Here is a 26134-nt window from a genome sequence, read left to right as displayed (position 1 = left end):
TAAAATACTGAATGTATGATTTTTTGGAAGATATGCAGATAACCTCCCTTATAAGGGGGGTTTACTGCTGTGAATTTTATCCCTGATTCATTTTAAAAGATTGTTATTAGGGAAAGGATGGATTGTTTATGATTACCAGGCTTCAAGGTAAAAAGGTTGTAGGTGTAAAACAGACCTGTAAATACATCAAAATCGGTAAAGTGATAAGCGTATATCTTGCAAAAGACGCCGACCATAAAATTATACAGCCCATAGAAGAACTATGCAGGCAAAACAATGTAGAACCTATATTTGTAAATTCCATGAAAGAATTAGGATATATGTGTGGTATTGATGTTGGTGCTGCAACCGCGGCATTAATAAATGAATGATTTTGAAAGGAGGTGTACTAATGCCAACTATTAACCAATTGGTAAGGCGCGGCAGAGAAAAAGTTACTCAGAAATCTACTGCTCCGGCTCTCAAAGAGTGTCCTCAAAAAAGAGGCGTATGCACAGTTGTTAAAACAACAACCCCTAAGAAACCTAACTCAGCTTTAAGAAAAATTGCCAGGGTTAGACTTACTAATCAAACAGAAGTAACTGCATACATTCCCGGTATCGGACACAATCTTCAGGAACACTCCGTTGTTCTTATAAGAGGTGGAAGAGTTAAGGATCTGCCTGGTGTAAGGTATCATATAGTAAGAGGTACTTTGGATGCAGCAGGTGTTGCTAACAGAAAGCAGGGAAGGTCCAAATACGGTGCCAAGAGAGCAAAGAAAAAATAATTGAATAAAACAAGTGCTTATGTATAAGGCAAGCATTTTATATATATATTTGCTAAAGTACTGAGCACTGACGGCAGAAATACTGCCGAGTACCGATGATATAAACATTATGTTAAGGAGGGAAGCAAAGTGCCAAGAAAAGGATATATTGCAAAAAGAGACGTATTACCGGATCCTGTTTACAATAGCAAAGTTGTTACCAAGCTTATAAATAACTTGATGCTGGATGGCAAAAAAGGTGTGGCACAGAATGTTTGCTATGATGCTTTTGATATCATAGCAAAGAAAACCGGCAAAGAGCCTTTAGAAGTATTTGAAGCTGCAATGAACAATATCATGCCTATACTTGAGGTAAAGGCAAGGCGTATTGGCGGTGCAACATATCAGGTTCCAATAGAAGTAAGGGCAGACAGAAGGCAGACTCTTGGTTTAAGATGGCTTCTTGCTGCATCTAGAAAACGTGGAGAGAAGTACATGAGGGAAAGGCTTGCAAACGAACTCATAGATGCTTCAAACAACACTGGAACATCAGTTAAGAAAAGAGAAGACACTCATAAAATGGCGGAAGCCAATAAAGCATTTGCACATTACAGGTGGTAATTTAGTATCATAAATCTACATCTTTGTGCAGAATTTTATACTATTTACTGAATTTTTTGGGAACTATAAATAGTGATTTTAATATGAGAGGAGGATTACTGTGCCTAGGCAGTTTCCGTTACAGAAAGTAAGAAATATTGGAATAATGGCTCATATAGATGCAGGGAAAACTACAACGACTGAAAGAATCCTGTTCTATACCGGAAGAACACACAAATTAGGCGAGGTACATGATGGAGCGGCTACAATGGACTGGATGGTTCAGGAGCAGGAGAGAGGTATTACTATAACTTCTGCAGCTACAACGGCTCAATGGAAAGAGCATGTTATAAACATCATTGATACGCCAGGGCACGTAGATTTCACAGTAGAAGTTGAAAGGTCACTTCGTGTTCTCGATGGTTCAGTCGCAGTTTTCTGTGCTAAAGGTGGGGTTGAGCCTCAGTCTGAGGCAGTCTGGAGACAGGCTGACAAATATAGTGTTCCTCGTATAGCGTTTGTAAATAAAATGGATATAATGGGCGCGGACTTCTTCAGAGTGGTAGACATGATGAAGGAAAGACTCCGTGCCAATGCAATTCCAATTCAGCTTCCTATAGGTAAAGAAGATACCTTCAGCGGTATTATAGACCTTGTAAAGAATGCTGCAATACTATATACCGATGAACTTGGAACAAGAAGTGAGGAAACTCAAATCCCTGATGAATTAAAAGATTTAGCTGAAGAATATAGATTGAAGCTTATAGAAGCTGTTGCTGAACAAGACGAAGAGCTGATGATGAAATACCTTGAAGGTGAAGAATTAACGGAAGAGGAAGTTGTTAGAGGGATAAGGCAGGCTACAATAGACAATAAAATGACTCCTGTTACCTGTGGTTCTTCCTACAGGAACAAGGGCGTTCAGTCTCTTTTGGATGCAGTTATCGCTTACATGCCTTCACCGGTGGATATTCCGCCTGTAAAAGGTATAGACCCTGCAACCCAGGAGGAAATAGAAATTCCGGCAAGTGATGAAGAACCATTCTCAGCTTTGGCATTCAAGATCATGACCGACCCATATGTTGGTAAACTGGCATTCTTTAGAGTATACTCAGGTGTTACAAGTTCCGGATCTTATGTATTTAACTCTACTAAAAACAAGAGGGAAAGATTCGGACGTATCCTTAAGATGCATGCAAACCATAGGGAAGAGATTGAGGAAGTCAGGACAGGTGATATAGCAGCTGCGGTTGGATTAAAGGACACCACAACAGGTGATACCCTTTGCATGGAAGATAAGATAATAATATTGGAATCAATGGAATTCCCCGAACCAGTTATCAGGGTAGCCATTGAACCTAAGACAAAGGCAGCCCAGGAAAAAATGGGTATAGCCTTGTCAAAGCTTGCTGAAGAAGATCCGACATTTAAAACTTATACCGACCAGGAAACGGGGCAGACGATTATTGCAGGTATGGGTGAATTGCATCTTGAAATCATAGTTGACAGACTTATGAGAGAGTTCAAGGTGGAAGCCAATGTTGGTAAGCCTCAGGTTGCTTACAAGGAAACTATCAGAAAACACACTAAGATTGAAGGTAAATTCGTCAGACAGTCCGGCGGACGAGGTCAATTCGGCCATGTATGGCTTGAGCTTGAACCAAAGGAAAGAGGAACAGGCTACGAGTTTGTTAACAAGATCGTGGGCGGTGTTATTCCTAAGGAATACATACCGGCAGTTGATGCAGGTATCCAGGGTGCTATGGATAATGGTGTTCTTGGAGGCTACCCCGTTGTGGATGTCAAGGTTTCCTTAGTAGATGGATCATACCATGAAGTTGACTCATCTGAAATGGCATTTAAGATAGCAGGTTCCATGGCATTTAAAGATGGTATGGCAAAAGCAGACCCGGTACTTGTTGAACCTATAATGAAGGTTGAAGTTACTGTTCCCGAAGATTATATGGGAGACGTAATCGGTGACTTAAACTCAAGGAGGGGCAGAATCGAAGGTATGGAAGCAAGGGCAGGTGCTCAGGTAATAAGGGCATTCGTACCTCTTGCAGAAATGTTCGGTTATGCAACTACATTAAGGTCCAGGACTCAGGGAAGAGGAACCTACACAATGCTCTTCGACTATTATGAAGAAGTGCCTAAAAATATAGCTGACGCCGTACTAGGCGCCAAATAAGAATTAGAATATCGGTTTTGATGTAAAGGAGGAAAAAGAAATGGCAAAGGCAAAATTTGAGAGAAATAAGCCCCATGTAAATATTGGAACAATAGGACACGTAGACCATGGTAAGACAACATTAACAGCAGCAATAACATTTGTTTTATCAAAGGCAGGCGGAGCAGAAGCAATAAAATATGACGAAATAGACAAGGCGCCGGAAGAAAAAGAAAGAGGAATTACAATCAATACAGCACACGTAGAATACCAGACAGACACCAGGCACTATGCCCACGTTGACTGTCCGGGACATGCTGACTATGTAAAGAACATGATAACCGGAGCTGCACAGATGGACGGAGCAATCCTTGTTGTATCAGCAGCAGACGGTCCGATGCCACAGACAAGAGAGCACATACTTTTAGCACGTCAGGTTGGTGTACCATACATCGTAGTATTCTTGAACAAAGCAGATATGGTTGATGACCCTGAATTAATCGAATTGGTAGAAATGGAAGTAAGGGAATTATTAAACGAATATGAATTCCCGGGCGATGACACACCAATAATCGTAGGATCAGCATTGAAAGCACTAGAGAATGCAGATGATCCTGAAGCGACAAAATGCATCCATGATTTAATGGCAGCAGTAGACAGCTATATACCAACTCCTGAAAGACAGGTTGACAAACCATTCTTAATGCCTGTAGAAGACGTATTCACAATCACAGGACGTGGAACAGTTGCAACAGGAAGAGTGGAAAGAGGAATATTAAAAGTAGGGGACGAAGTAGAAATAGTAGGCTTATCAGAAGAAAAGAGAAAGACAGTAGTAACAGGAGTAGAAATGTTCAGAAAGCTCCTTGACCAGGCACAGGCAGGAGACAATATCGGAGCGCTTTTAAGAGGCGTGCAGAGGAATGAAATTGAAAGAGGACAGGTACTGTGCAAACCTGGTTCAATACTTCCACACAGCCATTACAAGGGCCAGGTATACGTATTAAAGAAAGAAGAAGGCGGAAGGCATACACCATTCTTCAACGGATACAGGCCACAGTTCTACTTCAGGACAACAGACGTAACAGGAACATTGCAGCTTCCAGCAGGAGTTGAAATGTGCATGCCTGGAGACAACATTACAATGGAGATCAAGCTTATCACAAACATAGCAATGGAAGAAGGCTTAAGATTTGCTATACGTGAAGGCGGTCATACAGTAGGATCCGGAGTTGTATCTGAGATATTAGACAAATAGTTTAATATATGGCAGAAGAAGATGGGGGTTACCCCTCTTCTTTTGCTGTTAATTTTTATAGTTTTCTGCAATATGGAAATTATAAGGCAAAACCATAAAAAAACAGTAGTGTTAAGAAACTATACTCTTGTATTATTCTAGTTTTTAGTGTAAAATATAAGAGTTGTGATGTTTTAGGACTGCGATGATACAAGAGGTTGCTGGGTAACCAGGTAATTCTTGTTGAGAATGTCCGAATCAAGAATCGGGCGACGTGGGTATTGAGTATTTCTGCGCTGTTTTTTGCTTTGAAGTAAGAAACACGTGGTTCAGTGTACAGATACCCGTTGTCGTACGTAAGCTAATAGCGTGCGATGAAAAGGAGGGAATTGAAAATGGCAAGCCAGAAAATCAGAATCAGATTAAAAGCATTTGATCACAATGTTCTTGATCAGTCAGCTGAGAAGATAGTTGACACAGCTAAGAAAACAGGTGCTAAGGTTTCGGGACCAATCCCGCTTCCGACTGAAAAGGATATAATAACTATCCTTAGGGCACCACACAAATACAAGGATTCAAGAGAACAGTTTGAGATCAGGACTCATAAAAGACTGATTGACATACTGAGTCCAACACCCAAGACAGTTGATGCTCTTATGAGATTAGACCTGCCTGCAGGTGTTGATATTGAAATCAAGCTTTAAAATAATATAGATTCGTATAGTGATTCCACTGCGAGCTATTATGACCGCTTATGCGATCCGCTAATATGTTGAGGAGGTGTAACAATGAAAAAAGCGATAATTGGCAGAAAAGTCGGTATGACTCAAATTTTCGATGAAGCAGGAAGGGTAATACCCGTATCCGTTGTGCTGGCAGGACCATGCGTTGTTGTTCAGAAGAAAACAGTAGAAAAAGACGGATACAGTGCTATCCAGGTAGGTTTTGAAGAAATAAGGGAAAACCTTGTTAACAAGCCTTTAAAAGGACATTTCTCAAAGGCCAACTTGGCTCCTAAGAGATTTTTAAGAGAGTTAAGAACCGAGGATGCAGAAAACTACAATGTAGGTGATGTATTTAAAGCCGATGTTTTCACAGTAGGTGAAAGAATAGATATCAGCGGTATTTCTAAAGGTAAAGGATACCAGGGTGTTATCAAAAGATGGAATGCAAGCAGGGGACCTGTAACTCACGGCTCAAAATTCCACAGAGCAGTTGGTTCCATGGGTGCTTCATCAGATCCATCCAGAACATTCAAAAACAAGAAGATGCCAGGACATATGGGAAATGCCAATGTTACTGTACAAAATCTTGAAGTAGTCAAGGTTGATACAGATAAAAATGTTATTTTGATCAGAGGCGGAATTCCAGGACCCAGAAAGGGTTTGGTAGTTATAAAAGATACTGTTAAAGTTAAGTAGCTTTGATAGAAAGGAGGATGAACGATGCCTAAAGTAGCTTTATATAATACAAAAGGCCAACAGGTCGGAGATATAGAACTTTCAGAAAACGTTTTCGGAGCAGAAGTAAATGTGGAGGCTATGCATCAGGTTGTAAAAATGCAGCTAGCCAATAAAAGACAGGGAACTCAGTCGGCATTGACAAGAGCAGAAGTTGCCGGAGGAGGAATCAAACCCTGGAGACAAAAAGGAACAGGCAGAGCAAGACAGGGGTCAATAAGGGCACCGCAGTGGATACACGGCGGAGTTGTGTTTGCACCAAAGCCGAGGGATTACAGCTACACAGTTCCCAGGAAGATAAAAAGGCTGGCAATGAAATCAGCGTTATCATCAAAAGTTGCTGATAACAGCATTATAGTTCTTGATGAACTTGCAATGGAAGCTCCCAAGACTAAAATAGTAGCTGACATGTTAAAGACATTAAATGTAAACAAAGGCTTGATAGTTGTTCCGGAAAAGGATGAAGCTGTTTACAGGTCAGCAAGAAATATAGAAGGTGTGGCAATACTTCCGGTTAACAACCTGAATGTATATGACATTTTGAAATATGATAAATTTATTATAACGAAAGACGCCGTATCCAAGGTGGAGGAGGTGTTCGTATAATGAAAAGCGTATACGATATTCTAAGAAGACCCATAGTTACAGAAAAAAGCATGGCGGCTATGGGCGAGAGAAAATACACATTTGCAGTTGACATACATGCTGATAAGACCGAAATAAAGGATGCTGTTGAAAAAGTATTCGGTGTTAAAGTTGAGAATGTATGCACAATCAAAATGTTAGGTAAAAAGAAAAGAGTAGGAGTTCACTTGGGGAAAAGAGCGGATTGGAAGAAAGCTATAGTGACACTCACTCCCGACAGCAAATCAATAGAGTTTTTCCAGTCTTAATCAACTATTAGTGTCAGAAGGAGGGAAATAAAATGGCAGTTAAAAAATATAACCCTACTTCACCAGGCAGAAGGGGCATGACTGTTGCTACTTTCGAAGAGTTAAGCAAAGTTGAACCAGAGAAATCCCTTTTGGTATCAATTAAAAGGACTGGTGGAAGAAACGCTCAGGGTAAAATAACTGTTCGTCACATAGGTGGCGGTAACAAATTAAAATACAGAATAATCGATTTTAAAAGAGATAAGGACAATATACCTGCTAAAGTTGCTACAGTAGAATACGATCCGAACAGAACTGCATATATAGCGCTTTTAAATTATGCAGATGGTGAAAAGAGGTATATTATAGCTCCTGTTGGATTAAAGGTAGGAGATACTGTTATATCCGGCGCAGATTCAGATATTAAGGTAGGAAATGCGCTTCCTATAAAAAATATACCTGTAGGTACATTCATTCACAACATAGAGCTCAGAGCCGGAAAAGGCGGACAGCTGGTAAGAGCTGCCGGAAACGGTGCGCAGCTTATGGCTAAAGAAGGAGAATATGCCCAGGTAAGGCTGCCTTCCGGTGAAGTCAGAATGATAAGGTTAGAGTGCAGGGCAACTATAGGAACTGTAGGCAATGTTACTAATGAAATAGTCAGCATTGGTAAAGCAGGCCGTAAGAGAAACATGGGTATAAGGCCGACTGTCAGAGGTTCCGTAATGAACCCGGTAGACCATCCGCACGGCGGCGGTGAAGGCAGATCTCCAATAGGTCATCCAGGGCCGCTTACACCATGGGGTAAACCTGCTCTTGGTTACAAGACAAGGAAACACAAAAAGTATTCAGATAAGTTTATCGTAAAGAAAAGGAATTCTAAGTAATAAATTGTAACCTGTATGAAGGGAGGCAAATAATTTGAGTAGATCAGTTAAAAAAGGACCATTTGTTCAGGAAGCGTTGATGAAAAGAATAACTGAGATGAATAAAAAAGGCGAGAAAAAGGTTATAAAAACATGGTCAAGAAGTTCAACCATATTTCCTCAGATGGTCGGACACACTATAGCCGTTCATGATGGAAAGAAGCATGTTCCGGTATATGTAACCGAGGATATGGTAGGCCATAAATTAGGTGAATTTGCATTGACAAGAACCTTTAGAGGCCACGGAAATCATACAGAAAGATCAACGTCATTGAAATAATCCCAGGAAGGAGGTCAAGATGATGGAAGCTAGAGCTATAGCTAAGTATGTTAGGATATCTCCGAGAAAGGTTAGAATAGTTTTGGATCTTATCAGAGGTAAAAATACAAAAGAAGCATTATCCATATTGAAATTTACACCAAAAGCTGCATCAGAAGTAGTCTTAAAGATCGTGAAATCAGCAGTTGCAAACGCGGAAAACAATCATGAGATGAATGCAGATAATCTATATATTGCTGAAACTTTTGCAGATCAGGGACCGACTTTGAAAAGGTTTCAGCCTCATGCACAGGGTAGGGCGTTTAGGATTCACAAAAGAACCAGCCATATAACTGTTGTAGTAAAAGAAAGAGCATAAAGGAGGGATATAGATTGGGTCAAAAGGTACATCCACACGGTTTAAGAGTTGGCGTTATAAAGGATTGGGATGCAAGATGGTATGCTAACAATAATAATTTCGCTGATTTGCTGATAGAAGATAATAAAGTAAGAGAGTACATTAAAAAGAAACTCTTTATAGCCGGAATTTCAAAGATAGAAATCGAAAGGGCAGCAAACAGGATAAAGGTTAATATCTCCACTGCTAAACCTGGAATAGTAATCGGAAGAGGCGGAGAAGGCGTTGACCAGACTAAAAAAGAATTAGAAAAAATGACCGGTAAAAACGTCCTGATAAATATCGTTGAAATAAAAAATCCGGAAGTAAATGCTCAGCTTGTTTCAGAAAACATAGCTGCTCAGCTTGAAAAGAGAATATCTTTCAGAAAAGCCATGAAGCAGGCTATGAACAGAGCTATGAAATCCGGAGCAAAAGGAATAAAAACAACTTGTTCAGGAAGACTTGGAGGAGCGGAAATAGCCAGATCCGAAAGTTATCATGAAGGAACTATTCCATTGCAGACTCTTCGTGCCGATATCGAGTATGGTTTCGCAGAAGCTGATACAACTTACGGCAAAATAGGAGTAAAGGTCTGGATATATAAAGGAGAGGTTCTTCCAAAGGCAAAAAAGGCGAAGGTAGCAGGAGAAACGGAAGCTGCCAGCAAGTAAGAAGGGAGGATAATACTTATGTTAATGCCTAAAAGAGTTAAACACCGTAGGGTTCACCGCGGCAGAATGACTGGTGTGGCAACAAGGGGCAACACAATATCATATGGTGAATATGGAGTAGTAGCCCTTGAGCCGTCATGGATAACCAGCCAGCAGATTGAGGCTGCGAGAATTGCTATGACAAGATATATTAAAAGAGGTGGAAAGGTCTGGATTAAAATATTCCCGGATAAGCCTGTAACTGAGAAACCTGCTGAAACACGTATGGGTTCTGGTAAAGGTTCACCTGAATATTGGGTAGCAGTTGTTAAACCAGGCAGAGTACTGTTTGAAATAGCCGGAGTTGCTGAAGAAACAGCAAGAGAAGCTATAAGACTTGCTTCACATAAACTTCCTATCAAATGTAAATTTGTTAAGAGGTCAGACTTTGAAGAAATGGGTGGTGAAAGCAATGAAAACTAGAGAATTGGAAAATATTCGCGGTAATGATGTTTCTTCATTGAAAACCAAGGTGGAAGAGTTAAAGCATGAACTTTTCAACTTAAGATTCCAGTTAGCTACAGGACAGCTTGATAACCCCATGAGAATAAAAGAGGTAAAGAAGTCTATTGCACAGGTAAAAACAATAATTATGGAAAAAGAGTTAAAATCCTTTGGGGCATAATGGAAGGAGGTCTGTTTTGTGGAAAGAGCATTAAGGAAAACCAGAATAGGAAAAGTGGTTTCTGATAAAATGGAAAAGACCATTGTTGTTGCAGTAGAAACAAGGGTACGCCATTCGGTAACTCGTAAGATAGTAAACCGTACAACAAAGTTTAAGGCACATGATGAAAATAATGAAGCCGGCGTAGGCGATAAAGTTAAAATAATGGAAACAAGGCCGTTAAGTAAAGATAAAAGATGGAGACTAGTACAAATAATTGAGAAAGCTCAATAATCCCTGAAGTTGAAAGGAGGGTACATCAATGATTCAACAGCAGAGTTTATTAAAAGTTGCAGATAATTCCGGTGCAAAAGTAATAATGTGCATCAGGGTTATGGGAGGTTCTACAAGAAAGACCGGTAACATTGGTGATATCATTGTAGCGAGTGTAAAGAGTGCAACACCCGGGGGTGTTGTTAAAAAAGGCGATGTTGTTAAAGCCGTTATAGTAAGAACTGTACAGGGAAAGAGAAGGCCTGATGGTTCACATATAAGATTTGATGAGAATGCTGCAGTTATAATAAAAGATGATAAGCAGCCAAGGGGAACCCGTATATTCGGACCCGTTGCAAGAGAGTTAAGGGAAAGAGATTTTACAAAAATACTTTCACTTGCTCCAGAAGTACTATAGTACGGGAGGTGGCGTAAGTGACAATGAATAAAGTTCATGTAAAAAAAGGAGATACAGTCGTTGTTTTATCCGGCAAGGATAAAGGTAAAAAGGGCAAGGTTCTCGGCGTGTTAGCCTCTGAAAATAAAGTTCTTGTTGAAGGAGTGAATATGCTTACAAAGCATGAAAAACCCAGCAAGAAAGTAGCTAAAGGCGGCATTATCCACCAGGAAGGAGCCATAAATTCATCTAAGGTTGCTGTTTACTGCCCGAGCTGTGCAGCAGGTAGGAGAGTTGGCCATTCCATATTGAATGATGGTAAAAAAGTTAGAAAATGTGTTAAGTGCGGTGAGATTTTAGATAATCAGAAGTAGTATGAAAGGAGGTAACTTACATGGTGCCAAGGCTTAGAGAAAAATACGAAAAGGAAATAGCACAAGTTCTTATGCAAAAGTTCGGATATAAGAGTTCCATGCAAATTCCTAAACTTGAAAAAGTAGTTTTAAATATGGGTGTGGGTGATGCAAGAGAAAACCCTAAACTTATGGATGCTGCTACTGCAGACCTTTCACTAATCACCGGACAGAAGGCTGTTGTAACCAGAGCTAAAAAGTCAATTGCAAACTTTAAAGTGAGAGAAGGAATGGCCGTAGGCTGTAAGGTAACTTTAAGGGGAGCAAGGATGTACGAGTTTGTTGACAAACTTTTAAATATAGCTCTTCCCAGGGTAAGAGACTTCAGGGGAGTATCAGATAAAGCTTTTGATGGCAGAGGAAATTACTCATTAGGTATAAAAGAACAGTTAATATTCCCAGAAGTAGAATATGACAAGGTTGAAAAAGTAAGAGGAATGGATATCATATTCGTAACAACTGCAAAGACTGACGAAGAGGCACGTGAGCTATTAAAACTGCTCGGAATGCCATTTGCACAGTAATAAAGGAGGGAAGACTGTGGCAAAGAAATCTATGATTGAAAGATGGAAGAAGACACCTAAGTTTTCGTCCAGGGCATATACAAGATGCAGAATATGCGGAAGGCCCCATGCAGTATTGAGTAAGTTTGGCATTTGCCGTATCTGCTTTAGGGAAATGGCTTACAGAGGCGAAATTCCCGGAGTTAAGAAGGCAAGCTGGTAATTCCTATTGAATGAAAGGAGGCAGAAACAATGGTCATGACTGATCCAATTGCTGATATGTTAACACGTATCAGAAATGCTAATATAGTAAGACACGAGATAGTAGATATTCCGGCTTCCAATATTAAAAGAGCAATCGGTAATATATTGATGGAAGAAGGATTTGTTAAGAAAATAGAAGAGCTTATGGATGGTTCGGTTCCAATCATCAGGCTGACTATGAAATACGGTCAGAGCAAGGAAAGGGTTATAACCGGATTGAAAAGGATAAGCAAACCAGGACTTAGGGTATATGTAGGAAAAGAGGATATTCCTAAAGTACTAGGCGGCCTTGGTATTGCGGTAATATCAACAAGCAAAGGTATTATGACTGATAAACAGGCAAGGAAAGATGGTTTAGGCGGAGAAGTCCTTTGCTATGTATGGTAATACTAACATTGAATGGGAGGTGTAGACATGTCGAGAATTGGTAAGCTTCCTGTTGTTATACCCCAGGGCGTTGCAGTTAACGTAGATGCTGAAAACGTTATAACTGTAAAGGGGCCTAAAGGTACATTGACAAAGGGAATGCATAAAGATATTAGTATTAACATAGAAGATGACAAAATTGTTGTCACAAGACCTGATGACCAAAAAGAACACAGAGCCCTCCACGGATTGACAAGGGCATTGATAAAGAACATGGTTACCGGTGTAACCGACGGATTCCAAAAGGGACTTGACCTTGTTGGAGTAGGTTACCGTGCGGCTGTTAACGGAAAGAAACTGGTTTTGACAGTAGGGTATTCACATCCTGTGGAAATGGGAGAAATAAATGGGATAACCTATGAAACTCCTTCACCAAACAAAATATTGGTAAAGGGAATCGATAAGGAACTGGTAGGACTTATCGCCGCACAGATAAGAGAAGTAAGACCACCAGAGCCATACAAGGGCAAAGGTATAAAATACGAAACAGAAGTAGTTAAGACTAAGGAAGGAAAGACCGGTAAGAAATAGAAAGGAGTGAACTGAATGCTGAACAAACCAGTAAGAAACGAGGCAAGAATTAAGCGTCACATGAGATCAAGAAACAAGATCCATGGTACAGCAGAACGTCCGAGATTGAACGTATTCAGGAGCGAGAAGAACATATACGCTCAGATTATAAATGACGACCTTGGCCGTACTTTAGTAGCAGCTTCAAGCCTTGACAAAGAGCTGAAGGAGACTATTTCTGCCGGCAGCAATAAAGAAGCAGCGAAGGCAGTTGGCGAATTGATTGCTAAAAAGGCAAAAGAGGCAGGACTAAGCAAAGTAGTTTTTGATAGAGGTGGTTATATATACCACGGTAGAGTAAAGGAACTGGCAGAGGCTGCAAGGCAAGCTGGACTTGAATTCTAAAGGAGGGAAATAAATGCGAATCGATCCAAGCAATTTGGACCTTAAAGAAAAGGTTGTTTTTATAAACCGTGTAACAAAGGTTGTTAAGGGCGGCCGTAACTTCAGATTTGCTGCCATAGTGGTTGTCGGAGACGGCAATGGCCACGTAGGAGTAGGTACCGGCAAATCCGTTGAAATTCCGGAAGCAATAAGAAAAGGCATCGAAGATGCAAAGAAGCATCTTATAGATGTTGCAATAGTAGAAAATACAATTCCCCATGAAATAGTTGGTATATTCGATAAAGGCAAAGTTCTTATCATGCCGGCTAAAGAAGGTACAGGAGTTATAGCAGGCGGACCTGTTCGTGCAGTTTTAGAACTTGCAGGTTTGAAAGATGTTAGAGCAAAATCCCTTGGGTCAAATAACCCCAAGAATATGGTTAATGCAACTATCGATGGGTTATCCAGACTTAAGACGGTAGAAGATGTAGCAAAGCTGAGAGGCAAAACCGTCGAAGAGATATTAGGTTAGGGGGGAGCTACCTTGGCTAAACTTAAAATTACTCTGTTAAAGAGTTTGATAGGCAGAAAAGATGATCATATAGCAACTGCTCATGCTCTTGGACTAAAAAAGATCAACAATGTTGTTGAACACGATGACACAGTCCAGATAAAGGGTATGATCAATAAAATCGGATATCTTTTAAAAGTAGAAGAAATATAATCTTAACCGGAATAGGAGGTGCAGAAATGAAACTTCATGAACTTAAGCCAACAGCAGGAGCCACAAAGACTCCAAAAAGAAAAGGCAGAGGAACAGGTTCAGGCCAGGGTAAAACCGGCGGCAGAGGACAGACCGGTCAGAAATCACGTTCAGGCGGCGGTGTAAGGCCGGGATTTGAAGGAGGTCAGATGCCACTACACAGAAGACTTCCTAAGAGAGGTTTCACCAATATTTTTGCAAAAGAATATGCAGAAGTTAAAATATCAGATTTAGACGTGTTTGAGGCCGGAGCTACAGTTACTCCTGAAACGCTTCTTGAAAATAATATAATAAAAAAGACATTAGACGGCATAAAGATACTTGGGAACGGTGAGATTTCAAAGAGCTTGACAGTAAAAGCCCATAAGTTTACCTCTTCAGCCGCACAGAAGATAGAAGCAGCTGGAGGAAAAGTAGAGGTGATATAGTTGTTGTCAACTTTGCGCAACGCTTGGAAAATACCGGATCTTAGAAGACGACTTATATTCGTTGTAATAATGCTTGTAGTATACAGGGGAGGGGCCTTTATTCCTGTACCATATATAAATACCGACGTGGTACAGCAATTTGTCTCTCAGGGAGCCTTATTCGGCTTTTTCGATATACTGTCAGGCGGAGCATTTAAAAACTTTACTATTTTTGCAATGGGTATAGTTCCATACATCAACTCTTCAATTATAATAAACCTTTTGACAATTGCTATTCCGAAACTGGAGCAAATGTCAAAAGAAGGTGAAGATGGAAGAAAGAAAATAGCTCAAATAACGAGATACGGAACTATTGTGCTTGGAACTATTCAAGCCTTTGGCCTGACACTTCTTATAAGAAGCCAGGGAGCTATTATTAAAGATTCTCCATTCCATTTGTTCATAATAATAATTACACTTGTTGCCGGTACATCCTTCCTTATGTGGCTGGGTGAGCAGATTACCGACAAGGGAATAGGCAATGGTATATCGCTGCTTATTTTCACAAGTATTATATCCAGGTATCCCAGCATGGGTTTCCAGATCAGCGGACTTGTATCCGCCGGCACTGCAGATTGGTTTGAAGTAATAATTTTCATTGCTTTTGCCTTAATAAGCATTATTGCCGTTGTGACAATGGACCTTGCAGAACGCAGGATACCTGTACAGTATGCTAAAAAGATGGTAGGAAGAAAAATGTACGGTGGTCAGAGTACTCACATACCAATCAGCGTAAGCTCGTCCAGCGTAATTGCAATAATATTTGCAATGTCCATAATGCAGTTCCCGGCTACAATAGCAGCATTTGTTCCTAATGCGGGATGGGTGTCTGCCTTCAATAAAGGCGGGATATTCGGGACTGACAGTTGGCTGTACATCATAATATACTTCCTGCTGGTAATATTCTTTACATGGTTCTATACCGGCATAACCTTTAACACAAAGGAAATGGCGGAGAACATGAAGAAGAACGGCGGATTTATACCCGGTATAAGACCCGGGAAGCCAACTGCAGACTATGTTCAGTCTATATTAAACCGTATAACTCTGATAGGTGGAACTTTTGCAGGTATTATAGCCCTTACTCCTTATTTTCTGGATAAGTTTACCGGACTTAAAGACCTGTACTTTGGAGGTACATCAATTCTGATAGTTGTAGGTACTGCTCTTGAACTGGCTAAACAGTTGGAAGCTCAGATGACCATGAGACATTATCAGGGATTCCTAAAATAGCATATATTCGCCATTCTGATTTAATTGTTCAAAAATTGGGGATGATTTTATCATGAGGCTTTTAAGCCTCATGAGGCAGGGATATGCTTATGAAATGGGTACACAGCTTGACTGTGTCATATATCTTGACAGGTAATAACTAATTATTGGGAAATGAGTCTAAGGTATATACAAGTTAAACTGCTCCCTTGATTGACTACTGCTGAAATAGGGCTTCACCCTAAGTAGATTGAGAGCAAGATATTAGGAATGTAAAGATATTTGCGAATTTTTGGGGAGCGGTTAAGATGATTGTGATAAAATCCGATAATGATATTATATATATGAAACAAGCAGGAAAAGTCGTAGCTATGACACTTGAAAAGGTTAGAGAGGTAATCAAACCTGGTGTTACTACAGCATATATCGATAATTTTGCTGAACAGTTTATCCTAGGGCAAAATGCTATTCCGGCTTTTAAAGGACTGTACGGCTTTCCGGCCACTTTGTGCATATCAATCAATGAAGAGGTTGTGCATGGCATCCCAGGCGACAGGATACTTAATGAAGGAGACATAGTCAGCATAGATTGCGGCGCAATGATTAATGGCTTCTACAGCGATGCAGCAAGAACATATCCTGTTGGAACAGTGTCAAAAGAGGCCCGAAAATTGATTGATGTCACACAAGAAAGCTTCTTTAAGGGCATTGAAAATGCCCGAATAGGAAAAAGGCTGGAGGACATATCCCATGCCATACAGGTATATGTGGAGAAGCATGGATTTTCAATAGTCCGGGATTATGTTGGCCATGGCATAGGCAGAGCCATGCACGAAGACCCCCAGGTCCCCAATTACGGAAGACCTGGAAGGGGTGTAAGACTTGTTAAGGGTATGTGCCTTGCAATAGAGCCCATGGTAAATATGGGCGGTTACCAGGTTAAAACTCTTTCAGATGAATGGACTGTGGTTACTGCAGACGGAAGTTTATCTGCTCATTATGAAAACACCATTGTCATACTGGATAAAGGCCCCGAGATCCTGACAGTCATATAAGCTAAAATGAGGTGAACATCATTGGAGTCAGAAAGAATTATTCTGGGGCAAATAGTACGTTCGAAAGCAGGAAGAGATAAGGACAAATACTTTGTCGTCATGGGTTTGGACGGGAAGGAATACGCATTGATTTGTGACGGAGAATTGAGAAAGGTTGAAAAGCCCAAGAGGAAGAAAATCAAACATCTCGATGTTCATAATCATGTAGCACATGATGTCAAAGCAAAAATTGAATCCAATATGAGAATAAGCAATGGTGATATAAAAAACAGTTTGAAGTCACTGGGTTTGATTGATTAATCTAATTATAAGGAGGTTTGATTACCTTATGTCTAAAGATGATGTTGTAGAGTTGCAGGGTACTGTTATCGAGGCTTTACCAAATGCAATGTTTCAGGTAGAATTAGAAAATGGGCATAAAGTACTCGCTCATATATCAGGAAAATTAAGAATGAATTTTATAAGGATTCTTCCAGGAGATAAGGTCACCATAGAATTATCGCCCTATGATTTAACTCGAGGACGTATAACGTGGAGAGCAAAATAAAGGAGGGTAAGCCATGAAGGTAAGGCCATCGGTAAAACCTATATGTGAAAAATGCAAGATAATTAAAAGACATGGCAAAGTGATGGTTATCTGTGAAAACGCGAAACATAAACAAAAGCAAGGTTAATAAAACAAATTAGTACTATATGGGAGCGGCTGCATCAAATACTATTGTATGGATGTCCTTATAGACTGATTTAATAAATACACAAATTAAAACCAGGAGGTGTAAGTAATTAATGGCTAGAATAGCAGGTGTTGACCTACCAAGAGAAAAAAGGGCAGAAATAGGTCTTACTTATATATTTGGCATAGGGAGACCAAGAGCCAATAAGATACTCCAGGAAACAGGCATAAGCCCTGATACCAGAGTTAAAGATCTTACAGAAGCAGAAGTCAACAAATTAAGGGAATATATAGATAAAAGCTTCAAAGTTGAAGGTGATTTAAGAAGAGATGTTTCCCTTAGTATAAAAAGGCTAGTGGAAATTGGTTGTTATAGAGGAATACGTCACAGAAGAGGACTTCCGGTCAGAGGACAGAAGACCAAGACAAACGCAAGGACCAGAAAAGGACCTAAGAGGACTGTTGGCGTAAGAAGGAAAAAATAATTAAGGAGGGAAATGAATGGCAGCTCAACCTAAGGGTAAAAAGGTTACTCGCAAGAGAAGAGAACGCAAAAATGTTGAACGCGGCGCAGCCCACATACAATCAACATTTAATAATACAATTGTTACTTTAACTGACACAACTGGAAATGCTCTTTCATGGGCCAGTGCCGGCGGACTTGGATTCAGAGGTTCAAGGAAAAGCACTCCCTACGCTGCTCAGATGGCTGCAGAAACAGCTGCAAAATCAGCAATGGAACATGGCTTAAAGTCTGTAGAGGTTTTCGTTAAGGGACCTGGTTCAGGCAGAGAAGCAGCTATCAGATCACTACAGGCGGCAGGATTGGAAGTCAGCCTTATAAAGGATGTTACACCTATTCCTCATAATGGCTGCAGACCACCTAAACGCAGAAGAGTATAACTTAAGGAGGTGCAAAAAACATGGCAAGATATACAGGCCCGGTATGCAGATTATGCAGAAGAGAAGGCATAAAGCTTTTCTTAAAGGGAGATAGATGTTATTCTGACAAGTGTTCCGTACAAAAAAGAACATATGCTCCCGGACAACATGGCCAAAGCAGAAAGAAGCTTTCAAACTATGGTGTTCAGTTGAGAGAAAAGCAAAAAGCCAGGAGAATATATGGTATCCTTGAAACCCAGTTCAGAGAATATTATGAAAAAGCAGACAGGAAGAAAGGTATCACCGGTGAAAATCTCCTGAAGCTTTTGGAAACAAGATTGGATAACGTTGTTTTCAGATTAGGATTCGCAAGCTCAAGAACAGAAGCAAGACAGCTGGTTAATCACGGACATTTTACTGTAAACGGAAAGAAGGTTAACATACCTTCATATAAGATTTCGGTTGGAGATGTTATAGCTGTCAAGGAAAGCAGCAGAAGCAGCGAAAAGTTCAAAGCTTTAGCAGAGGTCGCTGTAACTACTCCGCAATGGTTATCTGTAGAAATGGATAAACTTGAGGGAAAGGTTATTGCAGATCCTAAGAGAGAAGATATCGATATACCAGTACAAGAAACACTGATTGTTGAGTTATATTCTAAATAATTAATGTAGGATTAATTGCCCTCAATATAGTAATAAGAAATTCAAAAGGAGGGTTTCATAGGTATGATTGAAATAGAAAAGCCCAAAATAGAATGCGTTGAGACAAGCGAAGACGGCAGCTATGGCAAGTTTGTAATAGAACCATTGGAAAGAGGTTACGGAACTACCCTTGGTAATTCATTAAGAAGAATTCTCCTATCCTCTCTGCCCGGAGCAGCTGTTACATCCATAAAGATTGACGGCGTGCTTCACGAATTCTCAACGGTACCTGGAGTAAAAGAGGATGTCACTGAAATAATCTTAAACCTTAAGAGTCTTGCATTAAAAATTAATGGAGACGGGCCAAGGACGGTTTACATTGACACCCGCGGTGAAGGAGAAGTTACTGCAGGTGATATCAGGAGTGAAGGCGATGTAGAGATAATCAACAAGGATATGCATATCGCCACATTAAGTGAAGATGCAAGATTATATATGGAAATCAATATCGATAAGGGCAGGGGTTATGTTCCGGCAGAAAAGAACAAGGAAGCAAACCAGCCCATCGGTATGATCCCTGTTGATTCAATCTATACACCGGTTAAGAGAATTAATTACAGCGTAGAAGACACTCGTGTCGGCCAGGTAACTGATTACGATAAACTTACTTTTGAAATATGGACCAATGGAACAATAAAACCCGACGAATCATTGAGTCTTGCTGCAAAAGTTTTGATTGAGCACCTTAAACTCTTTATGACTTTAACCGATCATGTATCAGATGTGAATATCATGGTTGAAAAGGAAGAAGACAAGAAGGAAAAAGTGCTCGACATGACAATTGAAGAGCTCGACCTCTCAGTAAGATCTTATAACTGCCTGAAGCGCGCAGGAATAAATACTGTGGAGGAACTCACTCAGAGGTCTGTTGAAGATATGATGAAGGTAAGGAATCTCGGTAAGAAGTCCCTTGAAGAGGTTGAACAAAAACTGGCTGCATTAGGGTTAGGTTTAAAACAGAGCGAAGAGTAAAGGAGGGAATTACATGGCTGAACATAGAAAGCTTGGTCGCCCGACAAATGAAAGGGTTGCTATGCTTAGAAACCTCACAACAAGCTTCTTGAAATATGGCAAGGTCCGCACAACTGTGATGAGAGCTAAGGAAGTAAAAAGCATAGCTGAAAAGATGATTACCCTTGGCAAAAGAGGGGATTTACATGCAAGGCGTCAGGCGCTTTCATACTTGCTTGATGAAACAGTTGTGACCGATTTGTTTACAAAAATAGCTCCCAAGTATTCTGAAAGAAGCGGTGGCTACACCAGAATTCTTAAAGAAGGTCCAAGAAGAGGCGATGCAGCCGAAATGGCTATATTGGAGCTAGTTTAATTATTTTGATTTAGACATCTTGAGGGATTAAGTTATGTGTAGAAAAGTTTGCTAACTTAGTCCCTAATTTATTTAATTTCTGACCTCCAAAGAGAAGGTGTAATAATGGAGAAAATGATTGAAACAAAAGATCTGAATTATCAATATAAAACTGATGAAAATAAAGAAGAGATATCAGCGTTAAATAAAGTGAATATTGACATAAAAAAAGGTGAATTTGTTGTTATAATCGGCCATAATGGCTCAGGAAAATCCACCCTTGCAAAGCATATGAATGCATTATTGCTCCCCACTTCAGGAAAAATATATGTTAAGGGCATGGATACCGGTGAAGAAAAATATCTATGGGATATAAGGCAGGCTGCAGGGATGGTTTTCCAAAATCCCGATAACCAGATAGTTGCTACCATCGTTGAAGAAGATGTAGCCTTTGGACCTGAAAATCTTGGTGTTGAGCCGGGAGAAATCAGAAAAAGAGTGGATGAATCATTAAAGTCAGTAGACATGTACCAGTTTATGAAGCATGGTCCTCATTTGCTTTCGGGAGGCCAAAAGCAAAGAGTTGCAATTGCCGGAGTAATTTCAATGAAACCTGAGTGCATAGTTTTGGATGAGCCTACCGCCATGCTTGATCCTTCAGGAAGGAAGGAAGTTATCAATACCATCAAAAAACTTAATAAGGAGGAGGGTATAACCATCATCCTTATTACCCATTATATGGAAGAAGCGGTAGATGCAGACAGGGTAATTGTGATGGAGGAAGGAAAAGTAGTATTGTCGGGCACTCCAAAAGAAGTATTCTCAAAGGTTGAGGAGCTAAAAAGCATAGGACTGGACGTACCTCAGATGACTGAACTTGCCTTTGAATTAAAAAAAGAAGGCATAGATATAAGTCCCGATACTCTTACAATTGATGAAATGGTGGTGCAGCTATGCCGATAAAAGTAGAGAATCTTACATATATATATATGCCGGGAACACCATTTGAATCAACTGCCCTTGACAATGTTACACTGCAAATAAATGACGGTGAATTTGTAGGCCTTATAGGACATACGGGTTCCGGTAAATCCACCCTGGTTCAGCATTTAAACGGGCTTTTAAAAGCCAGCTCAGGAAAGATATTTGTAGATGATATAGAGATAACAGCTAAAGGTACCAATTTAAAGGCCGTAAGGCAAAAGGTAGGCCTGGTCTTTCAGTATCCCGAACATCAGCTCTTTGAGGAAACTGTGTATAAAGATGTAGCCTTTGGCCCTAAAAACTTAGGTTTAAGCAATGAAGAAGTGGATTTGAAAGTGCGCCAGGCTTTGGAGATGGTGGGACTTGATTACGAAGAAAGCAAAGTTAAATCTCCCTTTGACTTAAGCGGAGGCCAGCGGAGAAGAGTTGCAATTGCAGGGGTACTGGCTATGGATCCCAAGGTTTTAATACTGGATGAACCTACGGCAGGCTTGGATCCAAGAGGCAGGGATGCAATTTTAGGGGAGATTAAAAGCTTACATGATAAATACAACAAAACCACCATACTGGTATCTCACAGTATGGAGGATATTGCAAAACTGGTAGACAGAATAATAGTCATGAATGAAGGAAGATGTATTTTAACGGGAAGTCCCAAGGATATATTCAAGGAAGCAGATACTTTGATAAAGGTAGGCCTGGGTATTCCTCAAGTTACGGCTCTGGCTAGGGAACTTAAATCAAAAGGTATTGACTTCAAAGATGATGTTCTGACAATTGAAGAAGCCAAACAGGAAATTATTAAGTTTTTAAGGAGCAGGAAATCATGATAAAGGATATTACAATAGGGCAATACCTGCCCGGAGATTCCTCCATCCATAATCTTGACCCCAGAGTTAAAATATCTGCCACCTTCATTTTTATGATAAATCTTTTTATTATTAATAATTTTTTAGGCTATGTTCCTAATTTAATATTTCTTATTTCGGTGATTATAATTTCTCGCATTCCAGTCAAATATATTTTTAAAGGCTTAAAGCCTATTCTTGCTATTTTGATAATAACGGGACTTTTAAATATGTTTTTGACAACAGGTACAGAGTTATACAGATTAGGGCCTTTAGTTATTACTTATGAAGGCTTAAGGCTGGCTGCCTTTATGATTTTAAGGCTGATTTTTCTCATCATAGGTACCTCAGTACTGACCTTAACCACATCCCCAATATCCCTTACAGACGGTATTGAGCACCTTTTAAACCCTTTAAAAAGAATAGGCGTGCCTGCTCATGAACTGGCAATGATGATGACCATAGCCCTAAGGTTCATACCTACGCTTTTAGATGAAACAGATAAGATAATGAAGGCTCAAATGGCAAGGGGTGCGGATTTTGAATCAGGAAACATCGTAAACCGGGCAAAGAACATGGTGCCATTATTAGTGCCTCTCTTTATCAGTTCCTTTCGAAGAGCCGATGATTTAGCCATGGCTATGGAGGCAAGATGCTACAGGGGTGGGGTAAACCGCACCCGCTTAAAGCAGCTTAAAATAAAAAACATAGATAAGGCAGCAATGGCAATAATTGTCCTGTTGGTAGCTGTTTCAGTGTACAGCAGATTTTTATAGTATGATACCCATATTTTTATAATCGGGGTTAAAGCTATGAGAAACATTAAATTGACAATTGAATATGACGGGACTAATTATAGCGGATGGCAGATACAGAAAAATTCTGTTTCCATCCAGGAATCTATTGAAAAAGCTATCATAACTGTCACTGGCCAAAGTATCAATCTTACAGGCTCCAGCAGGACTGACGCAGGAGTTCATGCTAAGGGAATGACAGCCAATTTCTTCTGTGACACAACGATACCCGAGAAAAGCATTGCAGCGGCTATAAACAGCAAGCTGCCGGAGGATATAGCAATTCTTGATGCACAATATGTGGATGAGAATTTTCACAGCCGTTACAGCAGTACGGGAAAGAGGTATTCTTATACCATATTGAACAGAAGAGTGTCATCACCCTTATTGAGAAATTTTGCTGCCCATGTGTGGTACCCGCTTTGTATCGACAGTATGAGGGAAGCCTGTAAATATTTTTTAGGCACCCAGGATTTTTCGGCCTTTATGTCCACAGGGAGTTCTGTCAAGACCACCATAAGGACCATAAGGCTTCTGAATCTCGTACATTCAGATGATATTATAAAGCTTTATATAGAAGCTGACGGTTTTCTTTATAATATGGTTAGAATAATATCAGGGACCTTGATTGACATAGGAAGGGGCATAATAAGCCCAAATGACATAACAAGGATAATAGAGAGCAAAGACAGGGAAAGAGCAGGAAAGACTGCCCCGCCTCAAGGCTTATGCTTAGAGGAGGTATATTATTAAAAAGCTTCGTGAAGGCCTGGAATTTCTAAGTATTCCTTGACACACCAGGCTAATTGTATTACAATATTTAGTGGTGTAAAAAGATCCACTAGCCCCGGATCTTTTATATATACGGATATAAAATAGGATTGCATAAGTTTCAGTATCCCGAGCTGAATTGCAGCAATTCCATGACAAGTAGTTTTTTATGAAAATAGGAGGGAAAAAAATGAAAACAACATATATTGCAAAGCCAGCAGATATCAACAGAAAATGGTATGTTGTAGACGCTCAGGGAAAAACTCTGGGAAGAATGGCATCTCAAGTTGCTTCAATATTAAGAGGAAAGAATAAACCAATATATACACCTCATATGGATACAGGTGATTTCGTTATAATAGTGAATGCTGAGAAGGTAGTACTTACAGGAAAGAAACTGGATCAGAAATTTTACCGGCATCATTCATTGTATCCCGGCGGCCTTAAAGAAACTTCATACAGGCAGCTTTTAAGTTCCAAGCCGGAGTTTGCAGTTTATGAGGCAGTTAGAGGAATGCTTCCTAAAGGACCTTTAGGAAGAAAGATGTTGAAGAAGTTAAAGGTTTTCAGAGGACCTGAACATCAGCATCAGGCTCAGCAGCCCGAAGTATTAGAAATTAAAACTGACAAATAAAGGCGTGAAGGGAGGATAAACCATGGCAAAGGTACAATATATCGGTACAGGTAGAAGGAAAAAATCAATAGCAAGAGTAAGGTTGGTTCCCGGTGAAGGAGCTATAACCGTTAACACAAGGGATATCCAGGATTATTTCGGTCTTGAAACATTAAGGACAATAGTTAAGCAGCCACTGGTTCTTACAGGAACTGCAGGCAAGTTTGACGTTGTGGCAAATGTTCATGGTGGTGGATACACAGGCCAGGCAGGAGCGCTAAGACATGGAATATCAAGAGCTTTACTTAAAGCTGATTTGGAATTAAGATCCGAGCTTAAAAAAGCTGGATTCCTCACAAGGGATCCAAGGATGAAGGAAAGAAAGAAATACGGCTTGAAGAAAGCAAGAAGAGCACCGCAGTTCAGCAAGAGATAATATATATGATCAAAATCAAGGAGCCACAGAAATGTGGCTTTCTTTGTTTATAGAGCATGTTTCATGATGATATATCAAGTTTTCTTATCTTATCGCATAATGACATTGGTTCTGATAAAATATATATAAAAGTAGATTATAGACTTATTACAAATAAACTTGGTTTTAGTATCTTATTCATTAAAACTTGAAAGTATAATATTTATAGCAATATTTATAATTGCTGAATTTTTTATAAAAAGAAAGCTTTTGTAAAATATCTAAATGATATGTGCTGACAGTCAATAATTATATAAATAGTTTTATGGAGGATAAATGAAAATTTCAAGGAATGCAAAAGCTAAAATAAAATTAACCATATTAATTATAACAATTTTATTGTTACTTGTAGCATGTAATAATAATGAAAATAAAGATGGAGATATAGTTCAGAAATGTAATGATATTTCAGAAAAAGATAATACTAATAAAGATATTATAGAACTAACTTTCATGCCGATACATAAGCAAACTTTAAAAGAGGGTCTACCTAAAAAAGAATGGGTTAAGGGAAAAAGTATTTATTTTGGTAATTTGCCAAACCAAAATGAAGCAACAATACATTTATATATTGACAATACCATTAATCCTGATTTAAGACCAGATGAAGGTGTAATATATGGGTTCTTAGAGCATAAGAATAAGCTTTATGAAATTGGAGTTGTTAGTAATTATAGAATAGATGATGTAAATGTTAATTTAGAGGACAGAACTTCTGACGGTATAAAGGATATTGAAATCGAAGGTGGCATGGGCTCAACTTATATGGAAATGAAAATAATTTCTTTTAATGAAACTAAGCAAGAGTGGGAAAATTTATTAACTATGGGTTCTCCAACTATTGTTGATTTAGATGGAGATGGTCAAGTAGAGTTAACTGCTGGCTCTGCAGGAAGTTTACCGCCATATTTAGATATATACAAATGGAATAATGATCAATTTGGAAAGGCCGATGTAAATGAAGCAACCAAAAGCGACTATGCAGGTTTACACGCAATAGACGGAACATGGTTTATTGAGACAGGACTATATGAAAATAGTAAGCCTTCTGAACATAAATTATTCAGATATGAAGCAGGAAAACTTATAGGAGAAGACTAATTATGTTAGTATAAAGCTACTGAATTTTTAAAACATATACAATAATTCCAATTATTTTATGCTTGAAATATAAATAGTAGGATAGTACACTAAAACAGTTTAAAGTCATTTACGCATGATTTACATACAGTTAAAATAGGAATTTTTAAATAAATCAATATATAATGAATATTCCGATGCGACGAAGTCGCAGTTCCGGAGCATTAGAAATCACTTGTCCGGAACTGGAAATCGCCTAAATCAAATATTACTCGCTAATAGACTTATCTAGTCCGTATACCTCGCGCATTGAAAAGTCTTTTGTAGCATCAATGCTTTCGATATTGATTTTGT

At 39.5% G+C, this 26134-nt stretch carries 43 protein-coding genes; all 43 read left to right on the top strand.

Translation table 11 applies throughout. From position 1 onward, the window contains the following. Nucleotides 1-128 precede the first annotated feature (128 nt). The 43 genes from OXPF_RS18910 to OXPF_RS18700 all read left to right on the top strand — a co-directional run bounded on the left by OXPF_RS18910 (nt 129) and on the right by OXPF_RS18700 (nt 25801). Nucleotides 129-371 carry a ribosomal L7Ae/L30e/S12e/Gadd45 family protein gene (locus OXPF_RS18910; RefSeq protein ID WP_054876781.1) on the top strand — a complete coding sequence of 81 codons (243 nt, stop codon included), beginning with the start codon at nt 129-131 and terminating at the stop codon, nt 369-371. Nucleotides 372-391: 20 nt separating this feature from the next. Then, entirely contained in the window at nt 392-769 is a 378-nt protein-coding gene (gene rpsL, locus OXPF_RS18905; RefSeq protein WP_054876780.1) for a 30S ribosomal protein S12, read from the top strand. Nucleotides 770-898: 129 nt separating this feature from the next. Beyond that, a complete protein-coding gene (gene rpsG, locus OXPF_RS18900) occupies nt 899-1369 on the top strand; it encodes a 30S ribosomal protein S7 (RefSeq protein WP_054876779.1) in 471 nt (156 codons plus the stop codon). Between the two features lie 100 nt (nt 1370-1469). Next, on the top strand, nt 1470-3539 hold the full coding sequence (gene fusA, locus OXPF_RS18895; protein ID WP_054876778.1) for an elongation factor G: 2070 nt from the start codon (nt 1470-1472) through the stop codon (nt 3537-3539). Between the two features lie 40 nt (nt 3540-3579). Beyond that, nucleotides 3580-4776 (top strand): elongation factor Tu, encoded by a 1197-nt coding sequence (gene tuf, locus OXPF_RS18890; protein ID WP_054876777.1) that lies wholly within the window; start codon nt 3580-3582, stop codon nt 4774-4776. Between the two features lie 374 nt (nt 4777-5150). Beyond that, on the top strand, nt 5151-5459 hold the full coding sequence (rpsJ, locus tag OXPF_RS18885) for a 30S ribosomal protein S10 (RefSeq protein WP_054876776.1): 309 nt from the start codon (nt 5151-5153) through the stop codon (nt 5457-5459). Between the two features lie 84 nt (nt 5460-5543). Then, the gene (gene rplC / locus OXPF_RS18880) at nt 5544-6176 is read left to right on the top strand and encodes a 50S ribosomal protein L3 (protein WP_054876775.1); all 633 of its coding nucleotides are present in this window, start codon (nt 5544-5546) and stop codon (nt 6174-6176) included. 24 nt (nt 6177-6200) lie between these two features. Further along, nucleotides 6201-6821, top strand: coding sequence for a 50S ribosomal protein L4 (gene rplD / locus OXPF_RS18875; protein ID WP_054876774.1), 621 nt, complete (start codon nt 6201-6203; stop codon nt 6819-6821). Beyond that, nucleotides 6821-7108 (top strand): 50S ribosomal protein L23, encoded by a 288-nt coding sequence (gene rplW / locus OXPF_RS18870; RefSeq protein WP_054876773.1) that lies wholly within the window; start codon nt 6821-6823, stop codon nt 7106-7108. The genes rplD and rplW overlap by 1 nt, the downstream gene beginning before the upstream one ends. A 32-nt stretch (nt 7109-7140) precedes the next feature. Beyond that, on the top strand, nt 7141-7974 hold the full coding sequence (rplB, locus tag OXPF_RS18865; protein WP_054876772.1) for a 50S ribosomal protein L2: 834 nt from the start codon (nt 7141-7143) through the stop codon (nt 7972-7974). Nucleotides 7975-8008: 34 nt separating this feature from the next. Continuing rightward, nucleotides 8009-8293, top strand: coding sequence for a 30S ribosomal protein S19 (rpsS, locus tag OXPF_RS18860; RefSeq protein ID WP_054876771.1), 285 nt, complete (start codon nt 8009-8011; stop codon nt 8291-8293). 22 nt (nt 8294-8315) lie between these two features. Continuing rightward, nucleotides 8316-8651, top strand: coding sequence for a 50S ribosomal protein L22 (gene rplV, locus OXPF_RS18855; protein ID WP_054876770.1), 336 nt, complete (start codon nt 8316-8318; stop codon nt 8649-8651). Between the two features lie 14 nt (nt 8652-8665). Further along, nucleotides 8666-9343 carry a 30S ribosomal protein S3 gene (gene rpsC, locus OXPF_RS18850; protein WP_054876769.1) on the top strand — a complete coding sequence of 226 codons (678 nt, stop codon included), beginning with the start codon at nt 8666-8668 and terminating at the stop codon, nt 9341-9343. A gap of 18 nt (nt 9344-9361) precedes the next feature. Beyond that, nucleotides 9362-9805 carry a 50S ribosomal protein L16 gene (gene rplP / locus OXPF_RS18845; RefSeq protein WP_054876768.1) on the top strand — a complete coding sequence of 148 codons (444 nt, stop codon included), beginning with the start codon at nt 9362-9364 and terminating at the stop codon, nt 9803-9805. Beyond that, nucleotides 9795-10007 (top strand): 50S ribosomal protein L29, encoded by a 213-nt coding sequence (rpmC, locus tag OXPF_RS18840; RefSeq protein ID WP_054876767.1) that lies wholly within the window; start codon nt 9795-9797, stop codon nt 10005-10007. Before rplP ends, rpmC begins: the two co-directional genes overlap by 11 nt. 18 nt (nt 10008-10025) lie before the next feature. Next, nucleotides 10026-10280, top strand: coding sequence for a 30S ribosomal protein S17 (gene rpsQ, locus OXPF_RS18835; protein ID WP_054876766.1), 255 nt, complete (start codon nt 10026-10028; stop codon nt 10278-10280). A gap of 28 nt (nt 10281-10308) precedes the next feature. After that, a complete protein-coding gene (gene rplN, locus OXPF_RS18830) occupies nt 10309-10677 on the top strand; it encodes a 50S ribosomal protein L14 (RefSeq protein ID WP_054876765.1) in 369 nt (122 codons plus the stop codon). Between the two features lie 23 nt (nt 10678-10700). Next, entirely contained in the window at nt 10701-11030 is a 330-nt protein-coding gene (rplX, locus tag OXPF_RS18825; RefSeq protein ID WP_054876818.1) for a 50S ribosomal protein L24, read from the top strand. A 20-nt stretch (nt 11031-11050) separates the two neighbouring features. After that, complete coding sequence (gene rplE / locus OXPF_RS18820) at nt 11051-11593, top strand: 50S ribosomal protein L5 (RefSeq protein ID WP_054876764.1); 543 nt, start codon at nt 11051-11053, stop codon at nt 11591-11593. Between the two features lie 16 nt (nt 11594-11609). Beyond that, nucleotides 11610-11795: a type Z 30S ribosomal protein S14 gene (locus tag OXPF_RS18815; protein WP_054876763.1), complete on the top strand. Its 186-nt coding sequence runs from the start codon at nt 11610-11612 to the stop codon at nt 11793-11795. A 29-nt stretch (nt 11796-11824) separates the two neighbouring features. After that, nucleotides 11825-12223 carry a 30S ribosomal protein S8 gene (rpsH, locus tag OXPF_RS18810; protein ID WP_054876762.1) on the top strand — a complete coding sequence of 133 codons (399 nt, stop codon included), beginning with the start codon at nt 11825-11827 and terminating at the stop codon, nt 12221-12223. Between the two features lie 27 nt (nt 12224-12250). Beyond that, nucleotides 12251-12793 carry a 50S ribosomal protein L6 gene (gene rplF / locus OXPF_RS18805; RefSeq protein WP_054876761.1) on the top strand — a complete coding sequence of 181 codons (543 nt, stop codon included), beginning with the start codon at nt 12251-12253 and terminating at the stop codon, nt 12791-12793. A gap of 15 nt (nt 12794-12808) precedes the next feature. Continuing rightward, nucleotides 12809-13177, top strand: a complete 369-nt coding sequence (gene rplR, locus OXPF_RS18800) for a 50S ribosomal protein L18 (protein ID WP_054876760.1) — start codon at nt 12809-12811, stop codon at nt 13175-13177. Between the two features lie 13 nt (nt 13178-13190). Further along, a complete protein-coding gene (gene rpsE, locus OXPF_RS18795) occupies nt 13191-13688 on the top strand; it encodes a 30S ribosomal protein S5 (RefSeq protein WP_054876759.1) in 498 nt (165 codons plus the stop codon). A 12-nt stretch (nt 13689-13700) separates the two neighbouring features. After that, nucleotides 13701-13880: a 50S ribosomal protein L30 gene (gene rpmD, locus OXPF_RS18790; RefSeq protein WP_054876758.1), complete on the top strand. Its 180-nt coding sequence runs from the start codon at nt 13701-13703 to the stop codon at nt 13878-13880. A 26-nt stretch (nt 13881-13906) separates the two neighbouring features. Then, nucleotides 13907-14347, top strand: a complete 441-nt coding sequence (gene rplO, locus OXPF_RS18785; RefSeq protein WP_054876757.1) for a 50S ribosomal protein L15 — start codon at nt 13907-13909, stop codon at nt 14345-14347. Beyond that, complete coding sequence (gene secY / locus OXPF_RS18780) at nt 14348-15619, top strand: preprotein translocase subunit SecY (RefSeq protein WP_054876756.1); 1272 nt, start codon at nt 14348-14350, stop codon at nt 15617-15619. It begins immediately after the preceding gene. Between the two features lie 287 nt (nt 15620-15906). Then, nucleotides 15907-16653 carry a type I methionyl aminopeptidase gene (gene map, locus OXPF_RS18775; RefSeq protein WP_054876755.1) on the top strand — a complete coding sequence of 249 codons (747 nt, stop codon included), beginning with the start codon at nt 15907-15909 and terminating at the stop codon, nt 16651-16653. A gap of 21 nt (nt 16654-16674) precedes the next feature. Continuing rightward, nucleotides 16675-16953, top strand: a complete 279-nt coding sequence (locus OXPF_RS18770) for a KOW domain-containing RNA-binding protein (protein WP_242854457.1) — start codon at nt 16675-16677, stop codon at nt 16951-16953. 28 nt (nt 16954-16981) lie between these two features. Beyond that, a complete protein-coding gene (infA, locus tag OXPF_RS18765) occupies nt 16982-17200 on the top strand; it encodes a translation initiation factor IF-1 (protein ID WP_054876754.1) in 219 nt (72 codons plus the stop codon). A gap of 13 nt (nt 17201-17213) precedes the next feature. After that, entirely contained in the window at nt 17214-17327 is a 114-nt protein-coding gene (gene rpmJ, locus OXPF_RS18760) for a 50S ribosomal protein L36 (protein ID WP_054876753.1), read from the top strand. 112 nt (nt 17328-17439) lie between these two features. Further along, a complete protein-coding gene (gene rpsM / locus OXPF_RS18755) occupies nt 17440-17811 on the top strand; it encodes a 30S ribosomal protein S13 (RefSeq protein ID WP_054876752.1) in 372 nt (123 codons plus the stop codon). A 16-nt stretch (nt 17812-17827) separates the two neighbouring features. Further along, complete coding sequence (gene rpsK / locus OXPF_RS18750) at nt 17828-18229, top strand: 30S ribosomal protein S11 (RefSeq protein WP_054876751.1); 402 nt, start codon at nt 17828-17830, stop codon at nt 18227-18229. Nucleotides 18230-18249: 20 nt separating this feature from the next. Continuing rightward, nucleotides 18250-18870 (top strand): 30S ribosomal protein S4, encoded by a 621-nt coding sequence (rpsD, locus tag OXPF_RS18745; RefSeq protein ID WP_054876750.1) that lies wholly within the window; start codon nt 18250-18252, stop codon nt 18868-18870. A gap of 63 nt (nt 18871-18933) precedes the next feature. Then, complete coding sequence (locus OXPF_RS18740) at nt 18934-19881, top strand: DNA-directed RNA polymerase subunit alpha (RefSeq protein ID WP_054876749.1); 948 nt, start codon at nt 18934-18936, stop codon at nt 19879-19881. Nucleotides 19882-19894: 13 nt separating this feature from the next. Continuing rightward, nucleotides 19895-20236, top strand: coding sequence for a 50S ribosomal protein L17 (rplQ, locus tag OXPF_RS18735; RefSeq protein WP_054876748.1), 342 nt, complete (start codon nt 19895-19897; stop codon nt 20234-20236). A gap of 102 nt (nt 20237-20338) precedes the next feature. After that, entirely contained in the window at nt 20339-21178 is an 840-nt protein-coding gene (locus OXPF_RS18730) for an energy-coupling factor transporter ATPase (RefSeq protein WP_201779745.1), read from the top strand. After that, nucleotides 21169-22029 carry an energy-coupling factor transporter ATPase gene (locus OXPF_RS18725; protein WP_054876746.1) on the top strand — a complete coding sequence of 287 codons (861 nt, stop codon included), beginning with the start codon at nt 21169-21171 and terminating at the stop codon, nt 22027-22029. The genes OXPF_RS18730 and OXPF_RS18725 overlap by 10 nt, the downstream gene beginning before the upstream one ends. Next, nucleotides 22026-22823, top strand: a complete 798-nt coding sequence (locus OXPF_RS18720) for an energy-coupling factor transporter transmembrane component T family protein (protein ID WP_054876745.1) — start codon at nt 22026-22028, stop codon at nt 22821-22823. Before OXPF_RS18725 ends, OXPF_RS18720 begins: the two co-directional genes overlap by 4 nt. Nucleotides 22824-22859: 36 nt before the next feature. Then, nucleotides 22860-23594 carry a tRNA pseudouridine(38-40) synthase TruA gene (gene truA, locus OXPF_RS18715; RefSeq protein WP_054876744.1) on the top strand — a complete coding sequence of 245 codons (735 nt, stop codon included), beginning with the start codon at nt 22860-22862 and terminating at the stop codon, nt 23592-23594. A 208-nt stretch (nt 23595-23802) separates the two neighbouring features. Beyond that, entirely contained in the window at nt 23803-24246 is a 444-nt protein-coding gene (gene rplM / locus OXPF_RS18710; RefSeq protein ID WP_054876743.1) for a 50S ribosomal protein L13, read from the top strand. 22 nt (nt 24247-24268) lie between these two features. Beyond that, the gene (gene rpsI, locus OXPF_RS18705; protein WP_054876742.1) at nt 24269-24661 is read left to right on the top strand and encodes a 30S ribosomal protein S9; all 393 of its coding nucleotides are present in this window, start codon (nt 24269-24271) and stop codon (nt 24659-24661) included. Nucleotides 24662-24976: 315 nt separating this feature from the next. Continuing rightward, a complete protein-coding gene (locus OXPF_RS18700; protein ID WP_054876741.1) occupies nt 24977-25801 on the top strand; it encodes a hypothetical protein in 825 nt (274 codons plus the stop codon). Nucleotides 25802-26134 lie beyond the last annotated feature (333 nt).

It is taken from the genome of Oxobacter pfennigii, from assembly GCF_001317355.1.
Classification (GTDB): Bacteria; Bacillota; Clostridia; order Clostridiales; family Oxobacteraceae; genus Oxobacter; species Oxobacter pfennigii.
Note: the sequence above shows the minus strand (reverse complement) of the source record. Positions and strands in the feature narration are given on the sequence as shown.

Excerpts from the sequence above, each read along its gene's own strand:
- OXPF_RS18910 (WP_054876781.1), top strand. The coding sequence starts at position 129 with ATGATTACCAGGCTTCAAGGTAAAAAGGTTGTAGGTGTAAAACAGACC.
- rpsL (WP_054876780.1), top strand. The coding sequence starts at position 392 with ATGCCAACTATTAACCAATTGGTAAGGCGCGGCAGAGAAAAAGTTACT.
- tuf (WP_054876777.1), top strand. The coding sequence starts at position 3,580 with ATGGCAAAGGCAAAATTTGAGAGAAATAAGCCCCATGTAAATATTGGA.
- rpsJ (WP_054876776.1), top strand. The coding sequence starts at position 5,151 with ATGGCAAGCCAGAAAATCAGAATCAGATTAAAAGCATTTGATCACAAT.
- rplC (WP_054876775.1), top strand. The coding sequence starts at position 5,544 with ATGAAAAAAGCGATAATTGGCAGAAAAGTCGGTATGACTCAAATTTTC.
- rplD (WP_054876774.1), top strand. The coding sequence starts at position 6,201 with ATGCCTAAAGTAGCTTTATATAATACAAAAGGCCAACAGGTCGGAGAT.
- rplW (WP_054876773.1), top strand. The coding sequence starts at position 6,821 with ATGAAAAGCGTATACGATATTCTAAGAAGACCCATAGTTACAGAAAAA.
- rplB (WP_054876772.1), top strand. The coding sequence starts at position 7,141 with ATGGCAGTTAAAAAATATAACCCTACTTCACCAGGCAGAAGGGGCATG.
- rplV (WP_054876770.1), top strand. The coding sequence starts at position 8,316 with ATGGAAGCTAGAGCTATAGCTAAGTATGTTAGGATATCTCCGAGAAAG.
- rplP (WP_054876768.1), top strand. The coding sequence starts at position 9,362 with ATGTTAATGCCTAAAAGAGTTAAACACCGTAGGGTTCACCGCGGCAGA.
- rpmC (WP_054876767.1), top strand. The coding sequence starts at position 9,795 with ATGAAAACTAGAGAATTGGAAAATATTCGCGGTAATGATGTTTCTTCA.
- rplN (WP_054876765.1), top strand. The coding sequence starts at position 10,309 with ATGATTCAACAGCAGAGTTTATTAAAAGTTGCAGATAATTCCGGTGCA.
- rplX (WP_054876818.1), top strand. The coding sequence starts at position 10,701 with ATGAATAAAGTTCATGTAAAAAAAGGAGATACAGTCGTTGTTTTATCC.
- rplE (WP_054876764.1), top strand. The coding sequence starts at position 11,051 with ATGGTGCCAAGGCTTAGAGAAAAATACGAAAAGGAAATAGCACAAGTT.
- rpsH (WP_054876762.1), top strand. The coding sequence starts at position 11,825 with ATGGTCATGACTGATCCAATTGCTGATATGTTAACACGTATCAGAAAT.
- rplF (WP_054876761.1), top strand. The coding sequence starts at position 12,251 with ATGTCGAGAATTGGTAAGCTTCCTGTTGTTATACCCCAGGGCGTTGCA.
- rplR (WP_054876760.1), top strand. The coding sequence starts at position 12,809 with ATGCTGAACAAACCAGTAAGAAACGAGGCAAGAATTAAGCGTCACATG.
- rpsE (WP_054876759.1), top strand. The coding sequence starts at position 13,191 with ATGCGAATCGATCCAAGCAATTTGGACCTTAAAGAAAAGGTTGTTTTT.
- rplO (WP_054876757.1), top strand. The coding sequence starts at position 13,907 with ATGAAACTTCATGAACTTAAGCCAACAGCAGGAGCCACAAAGACTCCA.
- map (WP_054876755.1), top strand. The coding sequence starts at position 15,907 with ATGATTGTGATAAAATCCGATAATGATATTATATATATGAAACAAGCA.
- infA (WP_054876754.1), top strand. The coding sequence starts at position 16,982 with ATGTCTAAAGATGATGTTGTAGAGTTGCAGGGTACTGTTATCGAGGCT.
- rpmJ (WP_054876753.1), top strand. The coding sequence starts at position 17,214 with ATGAAGGTAAGGCCATCGGTAAAACCTATATGTGAAAAATGCAAGATA.
- rpsM (WP_054876752.1), top strand. The coding sequence starts at position 17,440 with ATGGCTAGAATAGCAGGTGTTGACCTACCAAGAGAAAAAAGGGCAGAA.
- rpsK (WP_054876751.1), top strand. The coding sequence starts at position 17,828 with ATGGCAGCTCAACCTAAGGGTAAAAAGGTTACTCGCAAGAGAAGAGAA.
- rpsD (WP_054876750.1), top strand. The coding sequence starts at position 18,250 with ATGGCAAGATATACAGGCCCGGTATGCAGATTATGCAGAAGAGAAGGC.
- OXPF_RS18740 (WP_054876749.1), top strand. The coding sequence starts at position 18,934 with ATGATTGAAATAGAAAAGCCCAAAATAGAATGCGTTGAGACAAGCGAA.
- rplQ (WP_054876748.1), top strand. The coding sequence starts at position 19,895 with ATGGCTGAACATAGAAAGCTTGGTCGCCCGACAAATGAAAGGGTTGCT.
- OXPF_RS18725 (WP_054876746.1), top strand. The coding sequence starts at position 21,169 with ATGCCGATAAAAGTAGAGAATCTTACATATATATATATGCCGGGAACA.
- OXPF_RS18720 (WP_054876745.1), top strand. The coding sequence starts at position 22,026 with ATGATAAAGGATATTACAATAGGGCAATACCTGCCCGGAGATTCCTCC.
- truA (WP_054876744.1), top strand. The coding sequence starts at position 22,860 with ATGAGAAACATTAAATTGACAATTGAATATGACGGGACTAATTATAGC.
- rplM (WP_054876743.1), top strand. The coding sequence starts at position 23,803 with ATGAAAACAACATATATTGCAAAGCCAGCAGATATCAACAGAAAATGG.
- rpsI (WP_054876742.1), top strand. The coding sequence starts at position 24,269 with ATGGCAAAGGTACAATATATCGGTACAGGTAGAAGGAAAAAATCAATA.
- OXPF_RS18700 (WP_054876741.1), top strand. The coding sequence starts at position 24,977 with ATGAAAATTTCAAGGAATGCAAAAGCTAAAATAAAATTAACCATATTA.